Origin of the sequence: Sphingomonas lycopersici (assembly GCF_026130605.1) — a bacterium.
GTDB lineage: Bacteria > Pseudomonadota > Alphaproteobacteria > Sphingomonadales > Sphingomonadaceae > Sphingomonas > Sphingomonas lycopersici.
Genome location: NZ_JANFAU010000003.1, coordinates 1 through 24,379, shown reverse-complemented (window position 1 = coordinate 24,379; position 24,379 = coordinate 1). Strand labels below are relative to the sequence as shown.

Annotated in this window: 22 protein-coding genes and 2 pseudogenes; 13 read left to right on the top strand and 11 right to left on the bottom strand. The window is 66.1% G+C overall.

Going from position 1 to position 24,379, the window contains the following annotated elements; translation table 11 throughout:
* Positions 1 to 108 precede the first annotated feature (108 nt).
* Genes NED98_RS06880 through NED98_RS06855 form a run of 6 tightly spaced genes read right to left on the bottom strand, consistent with a single transcriptional unit; the run spans position 109 to position 5,352 of the window.
* Complete coding sequence (locus NED98_RS06880; RefSeq protein WP_265312336.1) at positions 109 to 1,557, bottom strand: aldehyde dehydrogenase family protein; 1,449 nt, start codon at positions 1,555 to 1,557, stop codon at positions 109 to 111.
* 20 nt (positions 1,558 to 1,577) lie between these two features.
* The gene (locus NED98_RS06875) at positions 1,578 to 2,342 is read right to left on the bottom strand and encodes a sugar isomerase domain-containing protein (RefSeq protein ID WP_265312335.1); all 765 of its coding nucleotides are present in this window, start codon (positions 2,340 to 2,342) and stop codon (positions 1,578 to 1,580) included.
* Between the two features lie 28 nt (positions 2,343 to 2,370).
* Positions 2,371 to 3,108: a nucleoside phosphorylase gene (locus NED98_RS06870; protein WP_265312334.1), complete on the bottom strand. Its 738-nt coding sequence runs from the start codon at positions 3,106 to 3,108 to the stop codon at positions 2,371 to 2,373.
* Positions 3,109 to 3,134: 26 nt separating this feature from the next.
* On the bottom strand, positions 3,135 to 3,980 hold the full coding sequence (locus tag NED98_RS06865) for a carbohydrate kinase family protein (protein WP_265312333.1): 846 nt from the start codon (positions 3,978 to 3,980) through the stop codon (positions 3,135 to 3,137).
* A complete protein-coding gene (locus NED98_RS06860; RefSeq protein WP_265312332.1) occupies positions 3,977 to 4,570 on the bottom strand; it encodes a cysteine hydrolase family protein in 594 nt (197 codons plus the stop codon). Before NED98_RS06860 ends, NED98_RS06865 begins: the two co-directional genes overlap by 4 nt.
* Complete coding sequence (locus NED98_RS06855) at positions 4,570 to 5,352, bottom strand: GntR family transcriptional regulator (protein WP_265312331.1); 783 nt, start codon at positions 5,350 to 5,352, stop codon at positions 4,570 to 4,572. The genes NED98_RS06860 and NED98_RS06855 overlap by 1 nt, the downstream gene beginning before the upstream one ends.
* A 137-nt stretch (positions 5,353 to 5,489) precedes the next feature.
* Between NED98_RS06855 and NED98_RS06850 the strand changes: the two genes are divergently transcribed.
* From NED98_RS06850 to NED98_RS06820, 9 genes and pseudogenes are all read left to right on the top strand, one after another.
* Positions 5,490 to 7,757: a TonB-dependent receptor gene (locus NED98_RS06850; protein ID WP_265312330.1), complete on the top strand. Its 2,268-nt coding sequence runs from the start codon at positions 5,490 to 5,492 to the stop codon at positions 7,755 to 7,757.
* Positions 7,758 to 7,776: 19 nt separating this feature from the next.
* Positions 7,777 to 8,934, top strand: coding sequence for an MFS transporter (locus NED98_RS06845; protein WP_265312329.1), 1,158 nt, complete (start codon positions 7,777 to 7,779; stop codon positions 8,932 to 8,934).
* 313 nt (positions 8,935 to 9,247) lie between these two features.
* Positions 9,248 to 10,633 (top strand): amino acid permease, encoded by a 1,386-nt coding sequence (locus NED98_RS06840; protein WP_265312328.1) that lies wholly within the window; start codon positions 9,248 to 9,250, stop codon positions 10,631 to 10,633.
* Positions 10,634 to 10,656: 23 nt separating this feature from the next.
* Positions 10,657 to 10,875 carry a hypothetical protein gene (locus NED98_RS23380; RefSeq protein ID WP_432423310.1) on the top strand — a complete coding sequence of 73 codons (219 nt, stop codon included), beginning with the start codon at positions 10,657 to 10,659 and terminating at the stop codon, positions 10,873 to 10,875.
* 55 nt (positions 10,876 to 10,930) lie between these two features.
* Positions 10,931 to 11,068, top strand: a pseudogene (locus NED98_RS23375) (sulfotransferase family protein); the annotation flags it as partial.
* Positions 11,069 to 11,071: 3 nt separating this feature from the next.
* Entirely contained in the window at positions 11,072 to 11,236 is a 165-nt protein-coding gene (locus tag NED98_RS23370) for a hypothetical protein (RefSeq protein WP_353744687.1), read from the top strand.
* Positions 11,237 to 11,378: 142 nt separating this feature from the next.
* Positions 11,379 to 14,072, top strand: a complete 2,694-nt coding sequence (locus tag NED98_RS06830) for a TonB-dependent receptor domain-containing protein (RefSeq protein WP_265312327.1) — start codon at positions 11,379 to 11,381, stop codon at positions 14,070 to 14,072.
* A 13-nt stretch (positions 14,073 to 14,085) separates the two neighbouring features.
* Positions 14,086 to 14,814 (top strand): PepSY domain-containing protein, encoded by a 729-nt coding sequence (locus NED98_RS06825; RefSeq protein WP_265312326.1) that lies wholly within the window; start codon positions 14,086 to 14,088, stop codon positions 14,812 to 14,814.
* Positions 14,811 to 15,545, top strand: coding sequence for a PepSY domain-containing protein (locus NED98_RS06820; protein ID WP_265312325.1), 735 nt, complete (start codon positions 14,811 to 14,813; stop codon positions 15,543 to 15,545). Before NED98_RS06825 ends, NED98_RS06820 begins: the two co-directional genes overlap by 4 nt.
* Position 15,546: 1 nt before the next feature.
* On the opposite strand, the gene hutC is transcribed toward NED98_RS06820, so the two are convergent.
* The 3 genes from hutC to NED98_RS06805 all read right to left on the bottom strand — a co-directional run bounded on the left by hutC (position 15,547) and on the right by NED98_RS06805 (position 19,352).
* Complete coding sequence (gene hutC, locus NED98_RS06815; RefSeq protein ID WP_265312324.1) at positions 15,547 to 16,314, bottom strand: histidine utilization transcriptional repressor HutC; 768 nt, start codon at positions 16,312 to 16,314, stop codon at positions 15,547 to 15,549.
* 60 nt (positions 16,315 to 16,374) lie between these two features.
* Entirely contained in the window at positions 16,375 to 16,899 is a 525-nt protein-coding gene (locus NED98_RS23275) for an energy transducer TonB (RefSeq protein ID WP_265312323.1), read from the bottom strand.
* A 233-nt stretch (positions 16,900 to 17,132) separates the two neighbouring features.
* On the bottom strand, positions 17,133 to 19,352 hold the full coding sequence (locus tag NED98_RS06805; RefSeq protein WP_265312322.1) for a TonB-dependent receptor: 2,220 nt from the start codon (positions 19,350 to 19,352) through the stop codon (positions 17,133 to 17,135).
* A gap of 285 nt (positions 19,353 to 19,637) precedes the next feature.
* Between NED98_RS06805 and NED98_RS06800 the strand changes: the two genes are divergently transcribed.
* The 4 genes from NED98_RS06800 to NED98_RS06785 all read left to right on the top strand — a co-directional run bounded on the left by NED98_RS06800 (position 19,638) and on the right by NED98_RS06785 (position 23,227).
* Positions 19,638 to 20,312, top strand: coding sequence for a response regulator transcription factor (locus NED98_RS06800; protein WP_265312321.1), 675 nt, complete (start codon positions 19,638 to 19,640; stop codon positions 20,310 to 20,312).
* A 130-nt stretch (positions 20,313 to 20,442) separates the two neighbouring features.
* A complete protein-coding gene (locus NED98_RS06795; protein WP_265312320.1) occupies positions 20,443 to 20,841 on the top strand; it encodes a hypothetical protein in 399 nt (132 codons plus the stop codon).
* Between the two features lie 132 nt (positions 20,842 to 20,973).
* The gene (locus NED98_RS06790) at positions 20,974 to 21,327 is read left to right on the top strand and encodes a protein-glutamate O-methyltransferase CheR (protein ID WP_265312319.1); all 354 of its coding nucleotides are present in this window, start codon (positions 20,974 to 20,976) and stop codon (positions 21,325 to 21,327) included.
* Positions 21,236 to 23,227 carry a CheR family methyltransferase gene (locus NED98_RS06785; RefSeq protein WP_265312318.1) on the top strand — a complete coding sequence of 664 codons (1,992 nt, stop codon included), beginning with the start codon at positions 21,236 to 21,238 and terminating at the stop codon, positions 23,225 to 23,227. The genes NED98_RS06790 and NED98_RS06785 overlap by 92 nt, the downstream gene beginning before the upstream one ends.
* On the opposite strand, the gene NED98_RS06780 is transcribed toward NED98_RS06785, so the two are convergent.
* Together NED98_RS06780 and NED98_RS06775 are read right to left on the bottom strand one after the other, a co-directional pair.
* Positions 23,224 to 24,231: a chemotaxis protein CheB gene (locus NED98_RS06780; RefSeq protein ID WP_265312317.1), complete on the bottom strand. Its 1,008-nt coding sequence runs from the start codon at positions 24,229 to 24,231 to the stop codon at positions 23,224 to 23,226. The genes NED98_RS06785 and NED98_RS06780 overlap by 4 nt on opposite strands.
* Positions 24,232 to 24,264: 33 nt before the next feature.
* Positions 24,265 to 24,379: pseudogene (locus tag NED98_RS06775) on the bottom strand (IS5/IS1182 family transposase); the annotation flags it as partial.

Sequence of the window (24,379 nt, the reverse complement as noted above, 5' to 3'; positions counted from 1 at the left end):
CCCCGGCCTACGCCGGGGTGGATCTCATTTACACGCCGGTCGCCGCATATCCCTCGTCACCCCGGCCTTGAGCCGGGTTGGCGGGTGGATTAGCGCCGAGGGATCGGCCTAACCGATCGCCCGCCGCCGCATCCGGATCAGCTTGGGTTCCAGATACGCCATCAGCCCCTCGGTCCCCAATTCACGGCCAAGGCCGCTCAGCTTGGTCCCGCCGAACGGTGCCTGGAGATCGGATGTATCGTTGACGTTCACCCCGACCATTCCGCATTCGAGCGCCTCGGCGATCGCCCAGCCGCGTTCCAGATCCTCGGTGTAGAGATAGGCGGCGAGGCCGAATTCCAGGCCGTTGGCGATCGCCAGCATCTCCTCGATCGTGTCGAAGGCGCGCATCGCGGCGATCGGGCCGAAGCTTTCGCTCGTCATCGGCAGCGAATCGAGCGGCGCCTCATCCACCAAGGTCGGGCGATAGAAGAATCCTTCCTCCAGCCCGTCGAGCCGCGGCCGTTGCCCGCCGGCCAGCAACCGCCCGCCCTTGGCCAAAGCATCGTCGAGATGCGCCTGCGTCCGCTCGATCACGCTCGCGTTGAGGACCGGGCCGTAAGCCACGCCTTCCTCAAGGCCATGGCCCAGCACGATCGCATCCGTCTGCGCCGCCAGCGCGTCGGCGAAGCGATGGTGGACGTCGCGGTGGACGAGGATGCGGTTCACCGCGATGCAGATCTGCCCCATGTTCGAGAAGGACCGCCGCAGCGCCGCCTTGGCGGCCGCTTCCACATCGGCATCGGGCAGGACGATAAACGGGGCATGCCCGCCGAGTTCGAGGCTCAGCCGCTTGAGATTGCCCGCGGCGCGGCGCGCAATCTCTTGGCCCGCGGCGATCGACGCGGTGGCGGAAATCATCGCAATCCCGGGATGCGCGGCGAGCGCGGCGCCGGCCTCCGGGCCGCGGCCAGGCAGGTTGGCGAGAACGCCCGGCGGCAATCCGGCTTCGTCGAAGCAGCGGACCACTTCGGCAATCGCGAACGGCGTTTCGTGCGGCGGCTTGATGATCGCCGGGCAGCCGGCGGCGAGCGCCGGCCCCACCTTCCAGCAATAGAGATCGACCGGATAATTCCACGGCACGATGCCGGCGACGATGCCGACCGGGTGATGGCTGACGAGGTTGCGCACCTCGGGCGAGGCGCTCGGCCGGATCGAGCCGCCGACACGCCGCGCCTCCTCGGCGTAATAGTGAATCACCTCGACGCCGAAATCGATTTCCTTGCGGCTGTCGCCGACGGGCTTGCCCTGTTCCAGCGTCAGCAGCCGCGCGATCGCATCGGCGCGTTCGGCGATGCGATCGGCGGCGGCGTGGAGGATGCGCGCGCGCGCGTCCGCGCCGATCGCGGCCCAGTCGCGCTGCGCGGCGCGCGCGGCGTCGACCGCGCGATCGACATCCGCTGCGCCGGCCAGCGCGGTGCGCCCGATCGGGCGGCCGGTCGCCGGGTCGACCACCGTGAACCACGCTTCCTTGGCCGGCAGATGCCATTCGCCGCCGTAGAAAAGCGTCGTTTCCATCTCCATCGCCCCTGCCCCGCTCATCGCGCGCTCAGCCGGCGCCACAATTCGGCGTAATTGCGGTCGTTCTGCGCGTCCGCGCTCTTCTTCTCGGTGGTGTTGGGGCTGACCATGATATGCGTTTCCACCCCGCGCGCGTTGAGCTTTTCGACCGTCGCGGCATTGATCGCCTGGCCGATCGCGATCGCGATGCTGGTCGAGGTCGCGCCGGTACGGCCGGTCACGCCCTCGATCTCGATCCCCGCATCGCCCTTCGGCACCCCGGTGTCGATCACCACATCGGCGACCTCGAACAGCCGCTTGCCCGACGAATGGCGCGACGGCGTGCTGGTGGAATGCGGCAGGCTGGTGACCCCGATCACCTTCATGCCCTTGGCCTTGGCGCCAAGCGCGATGTCGAGCGTCACCGCGTTGAGCCCGGAGTGGGAGAAGATCAGCATCGCATCGTCGGGCAAGGTCTGGTGCGAGCTGAGGATCGCATCGCCATAGCCTTCCTGCGCGTGGATGAAGCGATATTGGCGCGCGCCCATGTCACCCAGAACGCGGTGGAAGGAGATCATCGTGCTCTCCACGATCGGCCGGAAGCCGACCACCGTGCCGGTGCGCGGGAACATCTCCAGCGCGGCGAACGCGCCGTGCCCGGTGCCGAAGGTGAAGACCAGCCGGTCCGCCGCGATCGCATCGGCACAGATCTCCGCCGCCCGGTCGATGAGATGCGCCTGCGTTTCGAACACCGTGGCGAGCCGGGTGGAGAGCATGCGGTGATAATCGGCGATAATGGACATGGCGTGTCTCCGGTAAACGGTGGATGCTTCAGGCGGCGACCAGCGCATCGAGCGCGGCGTCGAACAGCCGGCGCTCGAGCGTCGCCATCTCGTCATCCGCGATCTTGCGCTGGGTGTCGCTGTCAACGGTGGCGACGCACAGGCTCCCGGCGCGCACCCCCAACGCACGCGCGGCGGTGAAGAGCGGCGCGGTTTCCATATCGGTTACCAGCACGCCTTGCCGCAGCATGTCCTCACGCACCGCCGCGACCCGCGCCTCGGTATCGGGGTCGATCGAGAACATGTCGCGGTAGAAGCCGTCGAAGCTGGCGAACCGCCCCGCGCGAGACGGCAAGCCGTGCGTCGCGACGGCGTGGCGAAGCTGCGCCACTAACGCGTCGGCCGCGGGCACGGGATCGCCGGTGCCGCCGTAGGCGATCGAGGCACCGTCCTGTCCCCAGGCCTCGGTCGCGATCAGAAACTCGCCCAGCTCGACCGGCGGCAACGCCATCGACGTGCCGATGCGCAGGAAGGTCGTCGCGCCCAGATTGGCGAGCTCATGCAGCACGATCGTCGCGATCGGGCCGCCCATGCCGAAAGCGGAGGCGGTGACCCGCACGCCCTTGTGGAAGCCGGAGATGGTGCGCAGCCCGCGATTCTCCTTCACCCGATGAACCTCGTCGAGCTGCGCGGCCAGCCGCGCGACACGCGCCGGATCGCCGATCAGCAGGGCCCGTTCGGCAATTTCACTTTGATCGCAGCCGATATACCAGGCGCGCTTGGTCACATGGGTCTCCCGTGTTGATGTGTCGGTCAGGCGGTCCGTTGCCGCAGCAGATCGCGCGCGGCAGCCGCGCCGGCGTGGACCGCGGCGATGATATCGGTCTCGCCCGCGGCAATCGCCGCCAAGGTTCCCCCCGCCAGCGTATCGCCGGCGCCGGTGGTGTCGGTCGCCGCGACCGGCGAAACCGGAATGGCGACCTCGCCTTGCACGCGGTGGACGGTGATTTCCGACGCGCCATTGGTCTCGACGATCGTGCGGTCGCCGATCGCCCCGCCCAGCGCCTCGTCGACCCACGCCAGTTCGCGCTTGTTGCAGAAGATGATACGCGATCGGTGCGCGATCGTATCGCGCAGCCGTGGCGGAAAGGAGACCGGGTCGTTCTTCGTCACCCAGGCGAGCGTCGCGTCGGGCCGCACCAGATCCAGCGCGTGGCGGCTCGCCGCCGGGGGCGCCACCGTCAGGCACACGAGATCGGCCGCCGTCAGCACCTTTTCCTGCTCGGGGGTGACCGTCTCGCGCCCCGCCATGCCGAAATCGATCAGGCAGGCGCAGGCGCCATTATCCTCGTAGACGAGAAAGCACAGCGGCGTGGCCCCGTCGGCGATCACCGCCATGCCATCGTCGGCGATCCCCGCCGCGACGCATTGGCGGCGGTAGAGCGCGCCGAAATCGTCGCCGCCGATCCAGGTGACGAGCGACGGCCGCATCCCCGCCCGCGCGATCGGCAGCGCGGCATAATAATGGCACCCGCCCGCGCGCGGCCAGGCGCCGCCGCCGCGATGCCGGATCGGCGTCGTCCAATGCGGGCGATAGACGCCGTCGAGCTGGATCGGATGATCGAGCGAGGCATAGCCGACAAGCGCGATACGCGTCATCCGAGCGCCGCCTCGGCATCCGCCAGCGCGACGCACCACCCCATATAGCGATCGATGTCCTCGACCGCCGCGGCCTCCAGATTGGTGCGATTGGAATTGGTCGCCGCGCGCGCCAGCAGGCAGCTGTAACCGAGACCGAAACCATCCTGGATCGTCGCGCGGACGCAGACGTTGGTCTTGACCCCCGCCACCACCAGCCGTTCGATCGCATTCTCGCGCAGCGTCAGGTCGAGATCGGTGGCGAAGAAGGCGCTGAACCGGCGCTTCACGACGACGAGTTCATTGGCCGGCGCGGGCTCGGGCGGGCCGAAGCCGTCGAAGAAGGCGGCGTCGAACGCGCCGTCGACGCAATGCTCGGGCAGCTTGGCGGATTCGAAATCGGCCAGCCCGGCGCGATGCCGGTCGGCGACATGGACGATCAGCCGCCCGCGCGACCGCGCATGGGCGAGCAGCCGGCGCAGATTGGGCACGATGTCCGACGCGGCGGGATAGTAATTCCCGCCCTCCGGATGCAGGAAACCATTCTGCAGATCGACGAGAACCAGCGCGGTACGCTCGGGCGACCCCGCCTCATGCCAGTCGCGGGGCATCAATGCCGATCCGCGACCTGCGAGACCATATGGGCGACGCCGCGATCGCGTGTCAGCCGCGTCTCATAACTATATGAATCACCCACATAATTCGTTTCGACCAATTCGACGATCCGCCCCGCCGCATCATAAGCGCGACGGTTGATCGCCATCAGCGCGGTGCCGGACGGGACGCCGAGCAGCGCCGCCTCCTCCGGCGTCGCGGCGCGCGCGCGGAGCAGTTCCTCGGCATGATCGACATGGATGCCGGCTTCCTCCATCGCCTGATAAAGCGAGAAGTCGGCGGCGTGGAGCAGTTCGACGCCGTCCGCGGTCAGCGCCGGCACGCGCTCCGCGACCTGCTCCGGCACGACCGAATTGTGCAGCGCCCAGGGCGTGTCGTCGACCAGCCGCAGACGCGACAGCCGGACCGCGGGGCCGCCGCAGCCATATTGCTGCGCCTCGGCGGCGGACAGCCGCGTGAACCCCAGGATACGATGCGTCGGCACGCGTCCCTGATCGCGCACCGAATGCGAAAAGCCGGTCAGGAATCCCGGCTGACGATGCAGCGACGGCCGCGAAACATAGGTGCCATCGCCCTGCCGGCGATGCGCCAGCCCCTCCTGAAGCAGGATTTCGATCGCGCGAACCACCGTCCCCCGGCTGACGCCATATTCGCGGCACAATTGCGCCTCGCTGGGCAGCTGGTCGCCCGGCTGCCAGCGCCGCGACAGGATGCCCGCGCGCAGCTCCGCCGCGATCCGGATGTAGAGCGGCCCGTGCCGCGTAAGCGCGTTGGTCATGCGCCGGAGCTTAGCATTTAAGGTTGACTAGTCAACCGTCGACAGCATGGTCGCACCTTTGAAGAGAGATATTTGTCAGGTTGACTAGTCAATCGATCATTCATAAGCCTTTGCCCGATAACGTTAGGGGGTGGGGTATGATTCCGAACGTCCATCGACTGCTTGTCCAATCGACCGCGCTGCTGCTGATCGGCACAGCCCCCGCCGTCGCCACGCCTGCGGACCCGGCATCCCCCCAGGCCAAAGCCGGCACCGTCGAGGGCGGCGACATCGTCGTCACGGCGCAGCATCGCGAGGAGCGACTCGACAAGGTCGGGATCACCATCGACGCCTTCGACGGCAATCGGCTGCGCGAGGAGGGCGCGACCAGCGTGCGCGATCTGACGATGTACACGCCCAATCTCGCGGTCCATCTGCCGTTCGGCGAGAACAGCTATCCCTCGATCACCCTCCGCGGGATGAGCGCGGACAATTTCAACGAAAGCGCCCCGCAGACCACCGGCGTCTATGTCGACGGCATCTATCAGTCGTCCTCGCCGATGCTCGCCTTCCAGATGTTCGATCAGGAGCGGGTCGAGGTGCTCAAAGGCCCGCAAGGGACGCTTTACGGCCGCAATACCACCGCGGGCGCGGTCAATTTCATCTCGCGCCAGCCGAACTTCACCCCCAATGGCTATGCGCAGATCGATTTCGGCCGGTACAATTATCTCAACGTCGAAGCGGCGATCGGCGGCCCGCTCGTCGGCGATACGCTCGCCGGGCGGATCGCGACCAAGGTGGTGCGCCAATGGGACGGCCCGCAGACCGATCGCAGCGGCGGCGATCATTACGGCCAGATCCGTACCGCTTTCTTCCGCGGCTCGCTGCTCTTCACCGACAATGACGGGCTGCGCATCACCGTCACCGGGCACGGCGGAGTCGATCGCTCGGATACCTGGCCGTTCACCTCGGTCGCCGCATTGGTGCCGGCGGGTCAGCCCAATGCCGGGCAGATCTGCCCGCAATTCCTTGCCGGCGACATCGCCGGCGCGAATGCCAATTGCGTCGACGTCTCGGGCTATCACAAGCAGACGAAGAGCGTCTACGACAACCCCCGCAGCCTCTACGGCCGGCATGACAACAGCACCTACGGCGTCGTTGGGCAGATCGACTATAGCTTCGGCGCGGTCCGCCTGACCTCGGTGACGGGCTACGACCATCTCAAGCGGCGCGAGGGGCTCGACGAGGATGGCGGCGCCAATGTCGTGACCGATACGATCCGCGGCAGCACCGTCGATCAATTCTCGCAGGAATTGCGGCTCGCGTCGGACGACGACGGCGCCGCGCTGACCTGGATCGCGGGCGCTTATTATTCCTGGGACCGCCTGACCGGCAACCCGATCTTCTCGTCCGATTTCCGTGACTGGTTCGGCGGCGCGGTCGCCGATTATTCGAAGCTCTCCACCCGCACCGGCGCGATCTTCGGCCAGCTCGACTATCGCCTGACCCCGACGCTCAAGCTCACCGGCGGGTTGCGCCAGACCTGGGTCGGGCGCGATTTCACCTATCGCTCGGTCTTCACCCCGACCGGCGGCACCGGTGCGACGACCTTCGCCGGCAGCAACAAGCTCAACCAGAGCGACTGGTCGGGGCGGATCGCGCTCGATTATACGCCGAGCGACCAAGTGCTGATCTACGCCAACATCTCGCGCGGGTTCGACGCCGGGACGTTCAATTCCTATTTCCTCGGCAGCCAGGCGGCGCTTCAGCCCACCCGTCAGGAACGCGTGACGGCCTATGAACTGGGGATCAAGGCGTCGGTCGCGCCCGGCGTGCGGATCGAGGCGGCGGCCTTCTACAATCGCTGGACCGATATCATCGTCACCGCGATCGAAAATCGCACCGGGGTCAACGCCCCTTACCTCACCAACGGCAAGGGCGCCGATATCGCGGGCGGCGAGCTCAAGCTCGCACTCCGCCCGGTCCGCAGGCTCAGCATCGACGCCGGCGCGAGCTATACCTATCAGAAGCTCGACACGCTGCGGCAGCAGAATCTGTTCGGCACGATCGTCGACCTCGCCGGCGGCCGGCTGGCCAATTCCCCCGAGTGGACGCTGAACGGCTCGGCGCGCTATGCCGCCCCGGTCGGCCGCTACACGGTCACCCCGTCAATCGACGTGAAATACGAAAGCCGCTCGCAGCGCGACTTGCTCAACACGAAAATCCTCCAGACGCCGCCGCACGCCTTGCTCAACGCGCGCCTGATGATCGAGGACGGCGCCGGCTGGCAGGGATCCCTGTGGGTGCGCAACCTGACCGACATCCGCTATGTCGCAGAGGCCTATCAGGTCGTCTCGGGCGGTTATGCCGGGCTGGTCTATAACCTGCCGCGCACCTATGGCATCAGCCTGTCGCGCTCGTTCTGACCTGAGGGGGGGCGGATCGATGATTGCCGAACCCGATCGAGCGCAACCCGTCGGCCGCGGTGCCATTGCCGGCGCGATCGCGCTCTATATCGCCGGCGGGCTCTTCTGGGCCTTCCTGCCCTTCTTCGTGAGCCTGCAGACCGAACATGCCGGGATCGGCGCGGCCGAGGCCGGGCTGCTCGGCACCGCCTATCTCGCGGGCTTCACCGTCTCCTCGATGCTCGCGGTGTGGTGGGCGGGGCGGATCGCGCTCCGCCCGGCGATCGCGGGGGCGGCGGTGGTCATCGCCGCCGCCTTCTGGCTGCTCGGGGTGAGCGGGGCGTTTGCGGTCGCGCTGGCGGCCTGTTTCGTCATCGGCAATGCGATGGGCGGCTTGTGGGTGATCGCCTATCGCGTGCTCGGGCTCGCCCCGGTCCCGGCGCGCGCCTTCGCGATTGCGATCGGGCTTTCCTATCCCGCGCTCGCGCTCGTCACCTTCACCGCCGGACAATGGATCATCCCGCGATCGGGGCTGGCAGGGGTGCTGCTGACGATTGCCTTGCTGGTCGGCATCCTCAGTCTCGGCGGGACGCAGATACCGCGGCGTTTCACCCCCGCCGTCGCGGCCGACCGGCAAAGCGGTGCGGGCGCGACGGGCGCGGGGGTATTGGCGCTCGCCGCTCTATTCTTCACCGGTTTCGCCTTCGCCTGCATCTGGTCGTTCGCCGCCAAGATCGGCGCGAGCATCGGGATCGACGCGGGCGCCGTCGGCGCGGTGCTGTCGTCCAATCTGTTGCTCACCGGGTTCGGCTCGCTGGTCGCCTCGGCAACGGTCGGGCGGACACGCCACGCGCTGCCGCTGCTCGGCGCGCTGGCCGTGCTCGCGCTGTGCGCGGGGCTGTTGATGCTGCCGCTCACGCCGTTGCTGTTCGCGGTGGCGCTGGTCGGCCTCGGGTTCGGGATCGGCGCGGTGATGCCCTATCAACTCGCGGCGATCTCCGACGCCGATCGCAGCGGCGCGCTCACCAGCCTGATCGTCGCGGTCCAGGGCGCGGGCAGCGCGCTCGGGCCGCCGCTCGCCGGGCTGATGTGGGACGCCGGCGGCCCGGTCGCGATCGCCGGCGCCGGCTTGCTGCTGATCCTCGCCGGCACCGGCTGCTCGATCCTGGCGATACGGGGCTCGTCCGTCCGCGCCTGACACCGGCCGTGGATCCGGCAGGCGCAGGGCAAGCGCGGCGGCGGCATCAGAAAAACTGTTATCGCCGTTCAGCGCCGCTGATCTTCCGATGATCAGCGATCAACTATTTGTAACGAAGTTCCATTTTCCGCCGAAGCGACGACGGTTTCGCCGCGCCTGCGCCGGGAGTTGCCGATGCCTGCCCGCGTCGCCGATCGCGGCGTTGACGGCGTTCATTCTATCGCGGCTAATCGCAATTCGAACCTTGTCCACGCGTCGCGAAATCCGGCGGCAGGCGGAGGGAAATGCCGAAACGGCTTCGGAGAGTGCGCGTATGACGAACCGGGATCCCGGCCAACACGAAACGCTCGCTCATTCGCTGCAGCCGCGCCACGTCACGATGATCTCGCTCGGCGGGATCATCGGCGCGGGCATCTTCGTCGGATCGAGCGCGGCGATCAACGTCGCCGGGCCTGCGGTACTGTTCACCTACGCAATGTGCGGCACCTTGGTGTTCGTGATCATGCGGATGCTCGGCGAGATGGCGATCGCCCGCCCCGGGGTGGGCACCTTCACCGGCTATGCGACGCTCGGGCTCGGGCCGTGGGCGGGGTTCGTCACCGGCTGGCTCTATTTCTATTTCTGGGTGGTGACGATCGCGGTCGAGGCGATCGCCGGCGCGGCGATCCTGGTGCAATTGCTCCCGATGCCGGCGTGGCTGCCCGGCACCGGGCTGATCCTCGCGACGATGCTGATCAACCTGCTTTCGGTGCGCGTCTATGGCGAGGCCGAATTCTGGCTCGCCGCGCTCAAGGTGGTGATCATCACCGCGTTCATCGTGATCGGCGCGCTGCACATCTTCGTCTTCGGCCCGGGGGTGAGCGCCACCGCGGCGGCGATGAGCGCGCACGGCGGAATGTTTCCGGCCGGCTGGGCGGCGATCTTCACCGCGATACCGATCGTCATCTTCTCGATGATGGGGAGCGAGGTCGCGACGATCGCCGCGGTTGAAACCAAGCATCCGGCCGAGAATGTCGTGCGCGCCGCGCGCACGGTGACGATGCGCATCCTGTTCTTCTATCTCGGCTCGATCGCGGTCATCGTCGCGATCGTGCCGTGGGATCAGATCGTCCCCGGCCATTCGCCCTTCGCCGACGCGATGACGCGGATCCGCATCCCAGGCGCGGCGCCGCTAATGGCGGCGGTGGTATTCACCGCGGTGACCTCGTGCCTCAATTCGGCGATCTACGTCACCTCGCGGATGCTGTACGAAATGGCGGAGCGCGGCGATGCCCCGCCGGTCTTCGCCCGCGTTTCGCGTCGGCGCGTCCCCAGCCTCGCGATTCTGGTGAGCTGCGCCGCCGGCTTCGCGATGGTGCTGATCTCGGTGATCTCCCCCGAACGCGCCTTCGTCTTCCTGCTGCAATCCTCAGGGGCGATCATCCTGTGCGTCTATCTGCTGATCGCGCTGAGCCAGATCGCGTTGCGCCGCCGGCTGGAAAGTGCGGGCGAGCCGCTGCCGGTGAAGGTCTGGCTGTTCCCCTATGTCAGCTATGCGCTCGTCGCGGCGATCCTCGCGGTTCTGGCGCTGATGGCCACCCAGCCCGATCTGCGAGAACAGGTCGGATTATGCGCGATCCTGTTCGTCGTGGCGCTGGCCGCTTACCGGTTTCGCCGCCGCACCCGATCGCTCGCCGCGCGTTCGGAAATCGTTCTTTAGAGGAAGGACCGGCATCTGGATCGATGTCAATAAGTCCGCATTATGCAACCGATGAGCTTCCCGCGACATTGACCTCACGCGGCCATGCGCCCAAGGCCTGCGGCTGGCAGCGGGAGGCAATCGCCTCCTACTGCGCCGCGATTTCGGCGCACCCCGACCTCGACGATCCTTATTATTCGCTGGCCAATCCCAAGACCTATCGGTTCGAGGACGAGGAAGTTATCGCGATGCACCGCCAGTAGCGCGGGAAGATTTGCGGCCGATGGATCGTGTCCACCTCAATTTCGCGCCGGGCAAGGCTGCCCCGCGCCCGATCCGATCTTCATCCTCGGCCTGCCGCGTGCGGGATCGACCCTGCTCGAACAGATCCTCGCCTCGCACAGCCAGATCGACGGCACGCTCGAGCTTCCCGACATCCTCGCGCTCGCCCAGCGCGCGGTGCGTACCGCCAGCTCCGAACAGGTCCGCCGCCCGCTCAACACCAGCGGCGTCGCGCAATGGAAGCCGTTCGAGCCGTGGCTCGGCCCGCTCAAGGCGGCGCTGGGGCGGCTTATCCTCCCGCCAAGAAAGGAAGAAAAATTTCGCGACAAAAGTGAGGGATAAGGAGATTTGCTGCGTATTACCGGCGTACGATATACCTTGATGAAATCGATATAACTATTTGAAATTTAATGAAGAATTCATATTGACCTGTATATACAATTGATGCTCCTTCCGGGTCATTACGAATCGGGGGAGAGTCAAAATGAGCAAGAAGGGGGCGCTGCTTTGCGCCGCGATGGTCGTCGCCTATGCGACACCGCTACACGCACAGCAGTCGCAGGCCGAACCGGCCGCCGGCAACGACACGTCGGGCGACGTCGTGGTCACCGGCTCGCGCATCCGCCGACAGGATCTCGCGGGAGTCGCGCCCGCCACAATCGTCTCGGCCGAACAGATCGAGAATACCGGTATCGTCAATATCGAGACGGTGCTTCAACGGCTTCCGTCGGTCGCGGGCGCCGCGGGCAACCAGACCTCGGCTTATTGGACCAGCAACGGCTATGGCACCACCCAGGTCAATCTGCGTGGGCTCGGCATCAAGCGCACCCTGGTTCTGCTCAACGGGCGCCGCCTCGTGGCGGGCGGTACCGGCGCCAATTCTTCGCCCGATCTCAATATGATCCCCGTCGTGGCTTTGGGGCGGACCGAGGTGCTCAAGGACGGTGCCTCGGCAATCTACGGCGCCGATGCGATGGCCGGTGTGGTCAATCTGATCACGCGCACCGATTATGAAGGGCTCGGCGTCAGCCTGCGCAACGGCATCACCGAACGCGGCGACGGATCGGATTTCACCGCCGACCTGATCTGGGGCATCCGCAACGAGCGCGGCGGCTTCATGGCCGCGGCGACCTATCAGAAGACCAGCGCGGTCAATATGGCGAGCCGCGCGCCCTGCTCGCTCGCCGAAACGACGCCGGGCAAGCTCTCGTGCATCAACAGCGCCTCCACGATCGGCGGCCGTGCCGTGCTGCCCAACGGGCAGCAAATCAACTTCAACCAGATCCCCGGCGGCAACGGCAATTTCTACGAGCCGTACAGCGCCGCGAAGCACAATTTCAATTCCAACCCGTTCCTCAACGCAGTGAGCCCGGTCGAACGCATCAGCACCGCTTTTTTCGCCGATTACAAGGTGACCGACGGCATCACCGCCTTCGGCGAATTCCTTTACACCTATCGCAAGTCGAACCAGATCGCGACGCCGGGCACGCTGCGCAATCTCAGGATCGCGGCGACCAACCCGACCAATCCGACGGGGCAGGATATCGTCCTGATCCAGCGCCGCCTCGCCGAGCCGGGGGGGCGCCGCTTTTTCCAGGAGACCGATACCTGGCAGGGCACGTTCGGGTTGCGCGGCAAGCTGGCGAATGACTGGGCGTGGGAGGTCGCGGGGAGCTTCGGCCGCAATACAGCGATCGATGGCTCGACCAACATCGCCAATCTCGAACGCGTCGCCAATACGCTCGATACCAGCAAGTGCAGCGCGACCGTCGGGGCGGCGATCCCGTGCGGCGATTATCTCGGCTATGGCGATCTGACGCCGAAAGTTCTCGATTATATCCTGTTCACCTCGCGCGATCGCGGCGGCAACGAACTCGCCACGGTGACCGCGGACATCAACGGCAATCTCTTCCGCCTGCCCGCCGGCCCGGTCGCCTTCGCGGCGGGCGCGGTCTATCGCAAAGAAAAGGGCTGGCGCGATCCCGATCCGCTTACCGTGCTCGGCGTCGCCAATACCAACCAGCAGGATCCGATCTCGGGATCGAGCACCGCCAAGGAAGCCTATTTCGAGCTTTCGGTCCCGGTGCTCGCCAACACGCTTTTCTTCAAGGCGCTGACGATCGACGGCGCGGTGCGCTATTCGAACTATGACCTGTTCGGCAGCGACTGGAATTACAAGCTGAGCGCGGATTGGGTGGTCAGCGACGGCATCCGCCTGCGCGGCACCTATGGAACCGGCTTCCGTGTCCCCAATGTGCCTGAACTGTTCGGTGGCGTCTCCGAGGGGAATCTCACCACGACCGATCCGTGCAGCCGCTATGCGCAGAGCGGCAATGCGACGCTGATCGCCAATTGCCGCGCGTCGGGCGTGCCGGCCAATTATGTCCAGCTCGGATCGACGATCCTCACCACCAGCGGCGGCAACCAGAAGCTCAGGCCGGAAAGCTCGACGAGTTGGACGATCGGCACCGTGCTCCAGCCGCGCACGCTCGTGCCCGGCCTGTCGCTCACCGCCGACTGGTTCGACATCGATATCAAGGATGCGATCCGCACCATTCCGGGATCGACCAAGCTCGCGGTCTGCTATGCCAGCGCCAATCTGTCGCACCCGTTCTGCGGCGATTTCACGCGCAGCCCGCTCACCGGCGAAGTCACCTATCTGTCGGCCCAGCCGATCAATACCGGGCGCGAGCAGATGAACGGGCTCGATCTCGGCCTCGTCTATGAACGCAGGATCGGCGCGGTCGCGCTGACGGTCGATCTCAATGCCACCTATCTCAACAAATATGTCGTGATGCCGTTCGCCGGCGCAGAGCCGATCGTCTTCGACGGCTTTATCGGCGGTGGCAATGGCGGCTATTCGAAATGGCGCGGCTATGGCGTGATCACCGCGGCAAGCGGCGGCGTCACCGCAACCTGGTCGACGCAATGGATCGGCAAGGCGACCGATTTCAACGCGAAGCCGGGCCAGATCGGCTATAAGACGCCCGACGTGTTCTACCACAATGCACAGCTGGCGTTCGAAATCGACGCGAAGACCCGCTTCCAGGTCGGCGTCGACAATCTGTTCGATCGTAAGGCGCCCTATATCCAGAGCTTTACCGACGGCAACACCGATACGATGACCTACGACCTGCTCGGCCGGCGGTTCTACGTCGGCATGCGAACGGCCTTCTGAAGCGTATAGGGCGATGGCACGCACAATCCGCTGGCCGCTCGTCGCACGGCGGTTCCACAAATGGCTCGCCTTGCTCGTCGGGGTTCAGGTCGTGCTGTGGACGCTCACCGGTTTCTACATGGTGGTCGTCCACATCGATACGATCCACGGCGATCATCTGGTTCGCGCAGCTTCGGCCAGGGCGGTCGATTTGCGCGGCATCGCCCCGCCCTCGCGGATCCTTGCGGCGCGTGCCGACGTCTCGGAGCTGCGGCTCCAGCATCATCTCGATCGACCGGTGTGGCGCGCGGAAACGCCGGACGGCGCTGCGCTGTTCGACGCGCGGAGCGGGCAGCCGCTGCCCCGGCCGACCGAAGCCGATATTCGCGCGCTGGCGCGGCGCGCTTATGCCGGGACCGGCGACATTGTCTCCGTGCGGCTGCTCACGCGCGCGCCGCAGGAAATGCAGGCGCGCAAACCGCCCTTCTGGCAGGTCGAGTTCGCCGGCTGGAACCGGCCGACCTTCTATCTGTCGCCGGCGACTGGCGAACTGATCTCGCGACGCCACAATCTGTGGCGCATCTTCGACTTCGCCTGGATGCTTCACATCATGGACTATGACGCGCGGACCGACGTCAACAATCCGCTGCTGCGGGTCGCGACGTGGAGCGCATTCGCCATGGCCGCGAGCGGGGCGTGGCTGCTGATCTGGGCCTTTCCACGCAGGAAGAAGAAGAAGAAGAAGGAGGAGGCGGCGATATGAAGCGTATCCGCTTGTCGCCCTTGCTGTTCCGCCGGATCCACAAATGGGTCGGGCTGATCCTCGGCATTCAATTCCTGCTCTGGGCATTGAGCGGCTCGATGATGGCGCTGCTCGATAAGGATGCGGTCGGCGGTCACGACATGCCGGCCGAGCACGCGCTGCCCCTGCCCACGCAGACCTCGCTGATCGCCCCCGCTGCGCTCTCCGCGTCCGCGCCGATCAGCGGCCTCGCGTTACGCACGCTTGCCGGGCGCCCGGTCTACGAGCTGCGCACGGCCAACGGCATCCGGATCGTCGATGCGATCGACGGCCGCCCCCTCACGATCGATGCGACGATGGCGCGCGCGGTCGCCGCATCGGCCAATCAGGCACCGGTGCGGCAGGTCGAGCGGCTCGCCAAGCCCAATCTGGAGGCCCGCGAGCATAAGGGTGCGATGTGGCGGGTCGATTTCGCCGACGCGGCCAACAGCAGCGCCTATGTCGCCGCCGACACCGGACGGTTGCTCGTCATGCGCGGCGATACGTGGCGGATGTGGGACTTTTTCTGGATGCTGCACAATATGGATTATGTGAGCCGCGCCAGCTTCAACCACCCGCTGATCATCGTCGTCGCCTTCGGCGTGCTGTGGCTCTCCGGGACGGGCTTCTACTTGCTGTTCAAAAGCTTCAACCGGGTCGATTTCCGCTGGCTGCGACGGCGGCGGCGCGTGGTCGCCAAGCCGGTGGGATAGGTCAGACGCCCGGCACCGAGAAGCTGGCGGAAAGCTCGAAACGATGCGCCGGATGGGTCAGGCAGGCATGCGAGACCAGCCGTCCCCGGCTCCAGGTCTGACGGATCATGATGAGGGCCGGTTCCTTCTCATCCAGCCCGAGTAACGCGCGGGTCGAAGCATCGGGCATCGCGGCGCGCACGCGGTGCTCCACCCGCTCGAGCGGGGCGATCCGCGTCAGATATTCGTTGGGCGTGGTGCGGGTGAAATCGATCCTGCCATAATCGGGGGCCGCGGATGCCAGCACGATACGATCCTCGAGCTGGATCGGCCACTCGGCCTCGTGGTGGACGATGATCGAGTGGAACAATCGCGTCCCGGCGGGAACGTGCAGCAGCGCCGCGGTCGCCACCGTCGCGCGGACGATGTCGTTCTGCACCACCCGCGCGCGATAGGCGTGGCCGCGCGCGCGGACCTCGTCGGCGATGTTACGGATTTCGATCATATGGCCGATCGGCCTTGGCTCGGCGACGAACGACCCGCTCCCTGCTCGCCTGACCAGCATGCCGGCGCTTTGCAATTCGCGCAACGCGCGGTTGACCGTCATGCGCGATACGCCGAACCGCGATACCAATTCGGCCTCCGACGGCACGCGATCGCCCGGACATAATTCGCCGGTCCTGATCGCCTCGCTGATGAAATGTTTGATCGCCGCATAATGTGGCGTGTGAGGATTTTGCCCCGCGTCCCGCCCGTCCGTTGCTGCGTGTTTGGCGAGCGTCGCTGTCATGCGCCCGCTATATCGGCCTTGCGCAATCGGCGCCATGACTTCGGCCGCGCAACGTATCGATCAGCGCTCCCTCAGCTCGAACGGGATGCGGACGAGCCCCCGCACCTTGCTTGGCCGCCCCTCGATCACCGTCGCGGACCAGCGCCAGCGGCGCACCGCGGCGAGTGCGACCTTGTCGAGCCGATCCGACCCGCTGCTTTCGGCGACCGATATCGCGCTGACCCGGCCCTCCTCGTCGACCACGACGAGCAGAACGACGGTGCCGGTTTCGCGCCGACGTCGCGATTCCACCGGATAACGCGGGGGCTCGGCCGAGAGCAGCCGGGTATCGAGGTTGACCAGCGCCGGCGGCACGGATGCGACCGTCGCCACGATCGGCGCGACGGGCTCGGGCGCCCGTGCGATCTCGACCGTGACGGGCGCGGTGGGCGCCTTGACGACCGACGGCGGTGCGACGACCGATCGCGGCGTGGGGGGGCGGTCGACCGCCGGCTTCGTCGGCAGTTCTACCGGCGCCGGCGGCGGTTCGAGCGGGAGGAGCCGGACCACCAGCGGCGTATGCGGCAGACGCCGGACGACCTCCACCCCGGCATATTCGAGCGCCGCGATCCCCGCGGCATGGGCCGCGACGATCGCGGCAAGCGCGACCCAATGCGGCCGGGGGGGGGGGGGGGGGGGGGCCGGGGGCGGCCCCCGCGCCCGGGCGCCGGGCTCGTATCGCCCGCGCGCCTCCCCCTCTCCTGCCGACGGCGCCGGGTCGACCGCCCGCGAGACGGCCGATCTCGTTGCGCGCGCGCGGGGCAGGCCGGGCGAGATGATCAGAACCGCGCGTTGAGGCCGAGCTTGAACGCGGTCGGCGAGCCCGGCGTGTGGTTGGTGTTGCTGTGCGCATAGAGGAAATAGCGCTTGTTGAAGATATTCTCGACATTGAGCTGGAGATCGAGCTCGGGCGCCACGCGGAAATAGATCGCGCCGTCGAACCGGGTATAGGCCGGCATCGTGACGGTATTGTCGGTGGCCGAGAAGCGCTTGCCCTGGTGGATCATCCCGACCGCCACGCCCAGCGCCTCGATCGGATCGAACCGCGTCCACAGCGACGCCGCGTTCCTGGGCACGTTGGGGACCAGATTGCCGCGCTGGACGGTGCCCGATTGCGAGTCCAGGAATTTCGCATCGGTATAGGTATAGGCGCCGATGACGCTCAGCTTGTCGGTGATCTCGCCCTGCGCGCTGAGCTCGAAGCCCTTGGTGCGCTGGCGGCCGATCGGCACGGTCGGCGAGCGCGGGTCGTTCGGGTTGCTCAGCGCGAGCACATTGTCGCGATCGAGCTGGAACAGCGCAGCGGTGACATTGAAGGTCGGGACGATATCCCATTTCGCGCCGATCTCGTAATTATCGTACCGTTCTGGCGCGAGGTTTTCGTTCGACAGCGACAGCCCGGTGAGCTGGTCGCCCCCGCGCGGCAGATAGGTCCGCGAAAAGGCCCCATAGATCGACGCCTGTTCGACCGGCTTGAAGATCAGCCCGGCGCGCGGCGACCAGAGATTATCGGTCGCCTCGAGATCACGGCGCTGCGTCGCGGGGAAGCCTACGGTGCGGCGATCGTACACGCTGGTCGTGATATGTTCGTAGCGGAGGCCGAGCACGACATCGACCATCGGCGAAAAGGCGATCTGATCCTGGATATAGCCCGCCGCGACCGTGGTGATGCCGCGATTGTCGTTGCTGGTCGACGTCGGCCGGAAGAGGATATCGGGGCGACGGACGCGCGGCGACGCGATCGTCGCATAAATCTTGGAGACGCCGTTGGCATTGGTCGCGGTCGGGAAGAAGCCTTCGACGCGGAAATTGTCGCTAACTTGCCGCCCGAGTTCGACCCCGGCCAGCAGCGTATGCTCGATCGCACCCGTGGCAAAGGCTACGTTGAGATCGGTCTGGTTGATGAGGTTCTGACGCTGCGTCGTCGCCTGGTAGCTCTGAATCTCGACGATCGTCCCTGCGGCATAGCTGCCGCGCGGCAATCCCTCCGGGTTGACCGAGGTCTTGGTGTTGACCGCGCCGGGATAGGTGTTGCGATATAATTTGCTGTAATCGGCATAACGCGTGCGGTTGCGGATCGACAAAGTGTCGCTGAAGCGATGCTCGATGTAGAGCGTCACCGCATCGGTATTGGTCCAGGTCGGGCTGTTCTGCGGATCGCCGAAGAACCGCTCGGGCGGCGTTTCCAGCGGGCGCCCGAGATAGGCCGAAACCCCGCGGTCGGCGACGCGATCGTCCTGAAAATGCTCGTATCCGGCGGTGATCGTCGTCTTGTCGTCGAGACTGAACGTAATCGTCGGGTTGAACCCCCAGCGGTTGTAATTGACCCCGTCGCGATAACTGTTGCTGTCCTGATAGACCCCGGTCAGCCGCACCGCCACCGCCCCGCTGAGCGGGGTGCCGACATCGAATTGCGCGCGCTTATGCTCGAAACTGCCGCCCTCCAGCCGGAAGGCGCGATGCGGGGTCCAGTCCGCGACCTTGGTGACGCGGTTGACCAGCCCGCCGACGCCGCCGCGGCCGAAGATCATCGCATTCGGCCCCTTGAACACTTCGAGCCGCTCGATGTTGTAGAAATCGCGATAGGTCTGGATGTCGTCGCGGATGCCGTCGACGAAATAATCGCCGGTGGTGGCATTGCCGCGGAAGATCAGCGTCTCGCGATTGCCCTCGCCCTGCGCGACGAATACCCCGGGGACGTAGCGGGTCGCCTCGGCGATGCTGCCCGCGGCCTGATCGAGAATTTGCTTGATCGGCACCACCGTCACGCTTTGCGGCACGTCGATCAGCGGCGTATCGGTGCGGGTGGCGCTGATGCTGCGCGATACCTTGTAGGAGGTTTCGGCCTCCTTCTCGTCGATCGCGGTATCGGTCACGACGACGCTGCCGAGCTCGGCCGGCTTTTCCTGCGCCTGCGCCGCGGCGGGCGACGCCGCCGCAACGGCAACCGCGATAGACAATGCGCGCGGTGAAACATGCGCCAAAATACTGAGTTTCATCAAATCCCCCTGCCCGCCTCGGCTATTGCGAACCATTTGCATGACGCGCTTGGCGCGCTGGCGGGCGGGGATCAACTCGGCATCGCCTACATTGGGCAATTGTATTGCAGCCCCAATGTAACCCCAATTTACAAGACGACTGTCCCGGCGCGCGCCATGTTGCCCCGGCGCCGTTGCTTGGCGCCGCGCTGGGTCAATTGGGCGATCTCTTCGGGTGAGATGGGGGCCTTTGCCGGCGGGCGAGCGGCGGCGGGGAGGCGGCGTATCCGCGAGTTAGGATGTGAAATGCGCGTGTTGGTGATCGAGGACGATGCCGGAACAAGGGCGTTCGTGGCGCAGGGGCTCGCCGAAGCCGGGCATCGCGTCGCGACCAGCCCCGACGGGCGCGACGGGCTGTTTCAAGCGACCAGCGGCGATTTCGACGCGATCGTCGTCGATCGGCTGCTACCGGCGCTCGACGGGCTCGCGCTGGTCAAAGCGTTGCGCGCCGCCGGCGAAGCGACGCCGATCCTGATGCTGAGCGCAGCCGGTGGGGTCGCCGATCGCGTCGAAGGGCTGGAAAGCGGCGCCGACGATTATCTGGTCAAGCCATTCGCCTTCTCCGAGCTGGCCGCGCGGCTGACGGCGCTCACGCGACGACCGGTATTGCGACGCGACCCGCATCGCTTGACGGTCGGCGACATCATGCTCGATTTCGATCGCCGGACGGTCGAGCGCGGCGGCCGGCGCATCCATCTGCAACCGCGCGAATTCGCGCTGCTCGCCGAGCTCATGCGCAATCCGCATCGGGTGATGACACGCACCATGTTGCTCGAACGCGTATGGGATCTCGATTTCGACCCCAAGACCAACATCGTCGAGACGCATCTCTGCCGGCTGCGGTCCAAGCTCAATGCCGGCTTCGACGAAGATGCGATCGAGACGGTGCGCGGCGCCGGTTACATGATCCGGGGCGGCTAGACGCTCTGTCGCCCGCAACGTCGAGGCGAAGTTCCTGACGCACCGCCAAATCACCGGATCGTCGCCCCGGCGCAATGTTGACGTCATCTTCTTCATGCACGAGCGCGCGTCGATGTATCGGAGTTTGCGCATGAATTTCCGCCCCTTCCCGCCCCGCCCGCGTCGCTTCCACCCGCTGTTCGGCGCCTTCGCGCTGGCCGGGGCGTTGCTGGCGGGTTGCTCGGTCGATATCATGCGCGGCTATGTCGGGCGCTCGCCCGAGGACGTGATGGCGCGTTATGGCCCGCCGATCGACGTTCGCGATCTCCCCGACGGCCGGCGCGCCTATCAATGGATGCAGAGCGAAACCGAAACGAGCGGCGGCGAAGCCGTCTCGCGGGTCGAACATCGCGGCGATCATCCTCGCACCCGTGTCGAATATTCGCCCACGACGACCAGGGAGAAGCGCTGCTTCTACACTTTCTACGCTCACCGCACCCCTTATGGCTGGCGGATCGAGGATTTCAGGCGCCCCGAATTCGGCTGCTGACCCCCACCATCTTTTTTTAAGCGCGCGCCGAGCGGTCACCGTTTCGGCGCGTTCGCACGTTCGGTCTCCACTCGCCAGTGGACGCGCGCGCGGCGCGCGCCTAGCAAGCTAATCGCCGCTGCGAACAAGAGAATGAACATGGTAGAACGCGCCACCCCTGATCCCGAATTCGAAGCGTTGCTGCGCCACATTCAGGAAAGCCGCGGGCTCGATTTCCGCGGCTATAAGCGCACCAGCCTGCGCCGCCGGATCACGTTGCGGATGGAAGCGGTCAACGCGGAGAATTTCGCCGCCTATCGCGCGCATCTCGAAGCGCAGCCGAGCGAATATGAGGAATTGCTCAACACCGTGCTGATCAACGTCACCTCCTTCTTCCGACGAAGAAGCCTGGGCGGTGACGCGCGACAAGGTGATTCCGCAAATCCTCGCCAACGCCGAGGAAGATCGCGCGATCCGCATCTGGAGCGTCGGCTGCGCGAGCGGTGAGGAGCCCTATTCGATCGCGATGCTGCTCGCCGAGGCGATGGGGATCGGCGAATTCTGCCGGCGGGTGAAGATCTACGCCACCGATCTGGACGAAGAAGCGCTCAAGGTCGCGCGTCTCGCGACCTATTCGCCGCGCGAGGTCGACAGCGTGCCCCCGGATTATCTCGAAAAATATTTCGAGCGCACCAACAATCATTACGTCTTCGAGCGCGAGCTCAGGAAGTGCGTCATCTTCGGCCGGCACAATGTCGTCCACGACGCGCCGATCTCGCGCATCGACCTGCTGACCTGTCGCAACCTGCTGATCTATCTTGAGGCCGAGACCCAGGCGCTGGTGCTGCCACGGCTGCATTATGCGCTCAACGTCGACGGCTTCCTGTTTCTCGGCAAGGCCGAGACCCAACTCGCGCGGTCCTCGCTCTTTCGGCCGGTCGATATGAAACACCGCATCTTCGCCAAGGTGCCGCAGGAATGGCGCCGCCCGATCAACGGCAGCTTCACCGCCGGCCGCGCACCGCGGCTCGACGTGCCGCTGCCCGACAGCCATTTGATGGAAGCGGTGCTCAACGAGGCCGGCACCGCCTTACTGGTGATCGACGCCGCGGGCGCGGTCGCGCTGGCCAACCAGCCGGCGCGGATGCTGCTCGGTGTCGGCGAGGCCGATGTCGGTCGCCCGTTCCAGGATCTGCCGATCTCCTATCGCCCGATCGAATTGCGCGGGCCGATCGACGAGGCGTTTCGCAGCCGGCGCGGGGTGCGGCTCGAAGATCAGGAATATCGCCTCAACCAGAGCGAGGTGATGCGGCTGACGATCGACATCCGCCCGCTGCAGCGCGCCGACGGCAGCGTCCACGCGATCCTGCTCGCCTTTCACGATCACACCGGAATCCACACCTTACGCCGCGAACTTGAAGCGGCGCAGGAGAATCTGGAGCAGTCGATCGAGGAATTGCAATCGGCCAACGAAGAGCTCGAGACGACCAATGAGGAGCTCCAGTCGACCAACGAGGAGCTCGAGACGACCAACGAGGAGCTCCAGTCGACCAACGAGGAGCTCGAAACGCTCAACGAGGAAGCGCGCTCGTCGAACGAGGAAATGGAATCGGTCAACGAGGAACTGCGCATCCAGGCCGAGCAGGCCGCCGGCTATCGCCTCCACCTTGAATCCGTCCTCAGATCGATGAACGCCGGGATCGTCGTGCTCGATGCGCGCCACACGATCCAGAGCTGGAACCGTTGGAGCGAGAACACCTGGGGGCTGCGCGCCGAGGAGGTGGCGGGCACCAGCTTCGACAAGCTCGACATCGGGCTGCCGGTGCTCCAGTTGCGCGACAGCCTCATCGCGGTGCAATCGGGCAGCGAGGAACATGCCGAGCGCCAGCTCGAAGGCGTCGACCGTCGCGGGCGGCGCATCCTGTGCCGCGCGCGGGTGACCGGGCTGATCGACGAGAACGGCGCCAATCACGGGCTCGTGCTGGTGTTCCAGGACATCACCGAGGAACGCACCAACGAGGATTTCACCCGCCATCTCGGGCGGGTGCTCGGCGCGGCGCTCAATCAGATCTATTTCGTCGATCCCAGGACGCTGCGCTTCCTGCTCGTCAACGATGGCGCGCAGAAAAAGCTCGGGCTCACCACACAGCAGCTGATGCAGATCGCCCTGCCCGATATCCTGCCGAGAATATCGGCCGACGATCTTCACGCGCTGTTCGCGCCGCTGATCAGCGGCGAGCAGGCGGAGATCGTGTTCGAAACGGCCTTCCGCGCCGCCGACGGGAGCGAATTCCCCGCGCAGGCCTGCGTCCAGTATTTCCCCGACGAGGCGCCACCGATCCTCACGCTGATGGTCCAGCAGACAGGTAATCGCGCGGAGATCGGCGCGGGAATCGATCGCCGCTAGGCCTCGCCCTCGCCGAACGATTTGCGCAGGCTGATCATCGCGTCTTCGAGCGCGCTGATCAGCCTCCCCGATTCCTCGGAAGCCTCGCTCCAGCGTCGCGCCGCATGCGTCATGCCGCGCGCGCCGGCGTTTTCCAGCATCTGTTCGAACAATTTGAGCCGATCGCGGTGAGTGCGCACCGCGACGCTGAGCGCGCGTTCCAGTTCGTCGCACTGCGCCGCGGCGAGCCCGAGCGGGGTGAAGGCATGCCCGACCTGGCAGCGAAAGCGCACCTCGCCGTCCGAGACGATGCAATTGAGCACCCCGCCGCAATCGGGGCAGGACAAATGGCTCGGATCCCCTGGGGTGACGATCTCCGGCTCGGCCACGGCAAACTCCTGTGCGGCAATGCGATCCTCGATCAGATATTCGCGCGGAATGGGAATGCTGGCGGCGGCCCCCTCATGCACCAATTGCATCAGCAGCGCGGGCAATTGATCGAGCGGCACGACATGATCGACATGATCGCGCTTGAGCGCGTTTCGCGGCATCGACGGCCATTCGGCGTCCGCCGGATCCTGCACGATCGAGACGCCGCCGGTGGCCTTGATCGCGAGCAACCCGTCGGTGCCGTCGTCGAGCAGCCCGGTCAGCACCGCGCCGATCGTGCGGCTGCCATAATGGATCGCCGCCGAGCGGAACAAGGCGTTGATCGCGGGGCGCGTGCGGTTCTCGTGCGGCCCGCGGCGCATCAGGATCCGTCCCGGCCGCAACAGAAGATGCTGATCCGGCGCCGCGACATAGATGCGCCCGCGCTCGATCTCCTGCCCGTCGACCGGGGAGAGCGCGCGCAGCGGCCCCATCTTGTCGAGCAGATGTGGCAGGACGCTGCGCGCCGACGGCGACAGATGCTGCACGACGAAAATCGCGGCCGGCAGGTCCTCGGGCAGCCCGGCACAAAGCCGCTGCAAGGCACCCACCCCGCCCGCCGACGCGCCGACGACGATGATATCCCTGGTCGGCATCGTGTCTCCTTGCGTGCGGCTTAGGGTTAGGACTCAATCGCACCAGAAGGTGATGACGGCAGCGAGGAAGACGCCAGCCATGTAGTTAGCGGCGAGCTTGTCGTACCGGGTTGCGATGCGCCGCCAGTCCTTGAGCCTGCACCAGAGG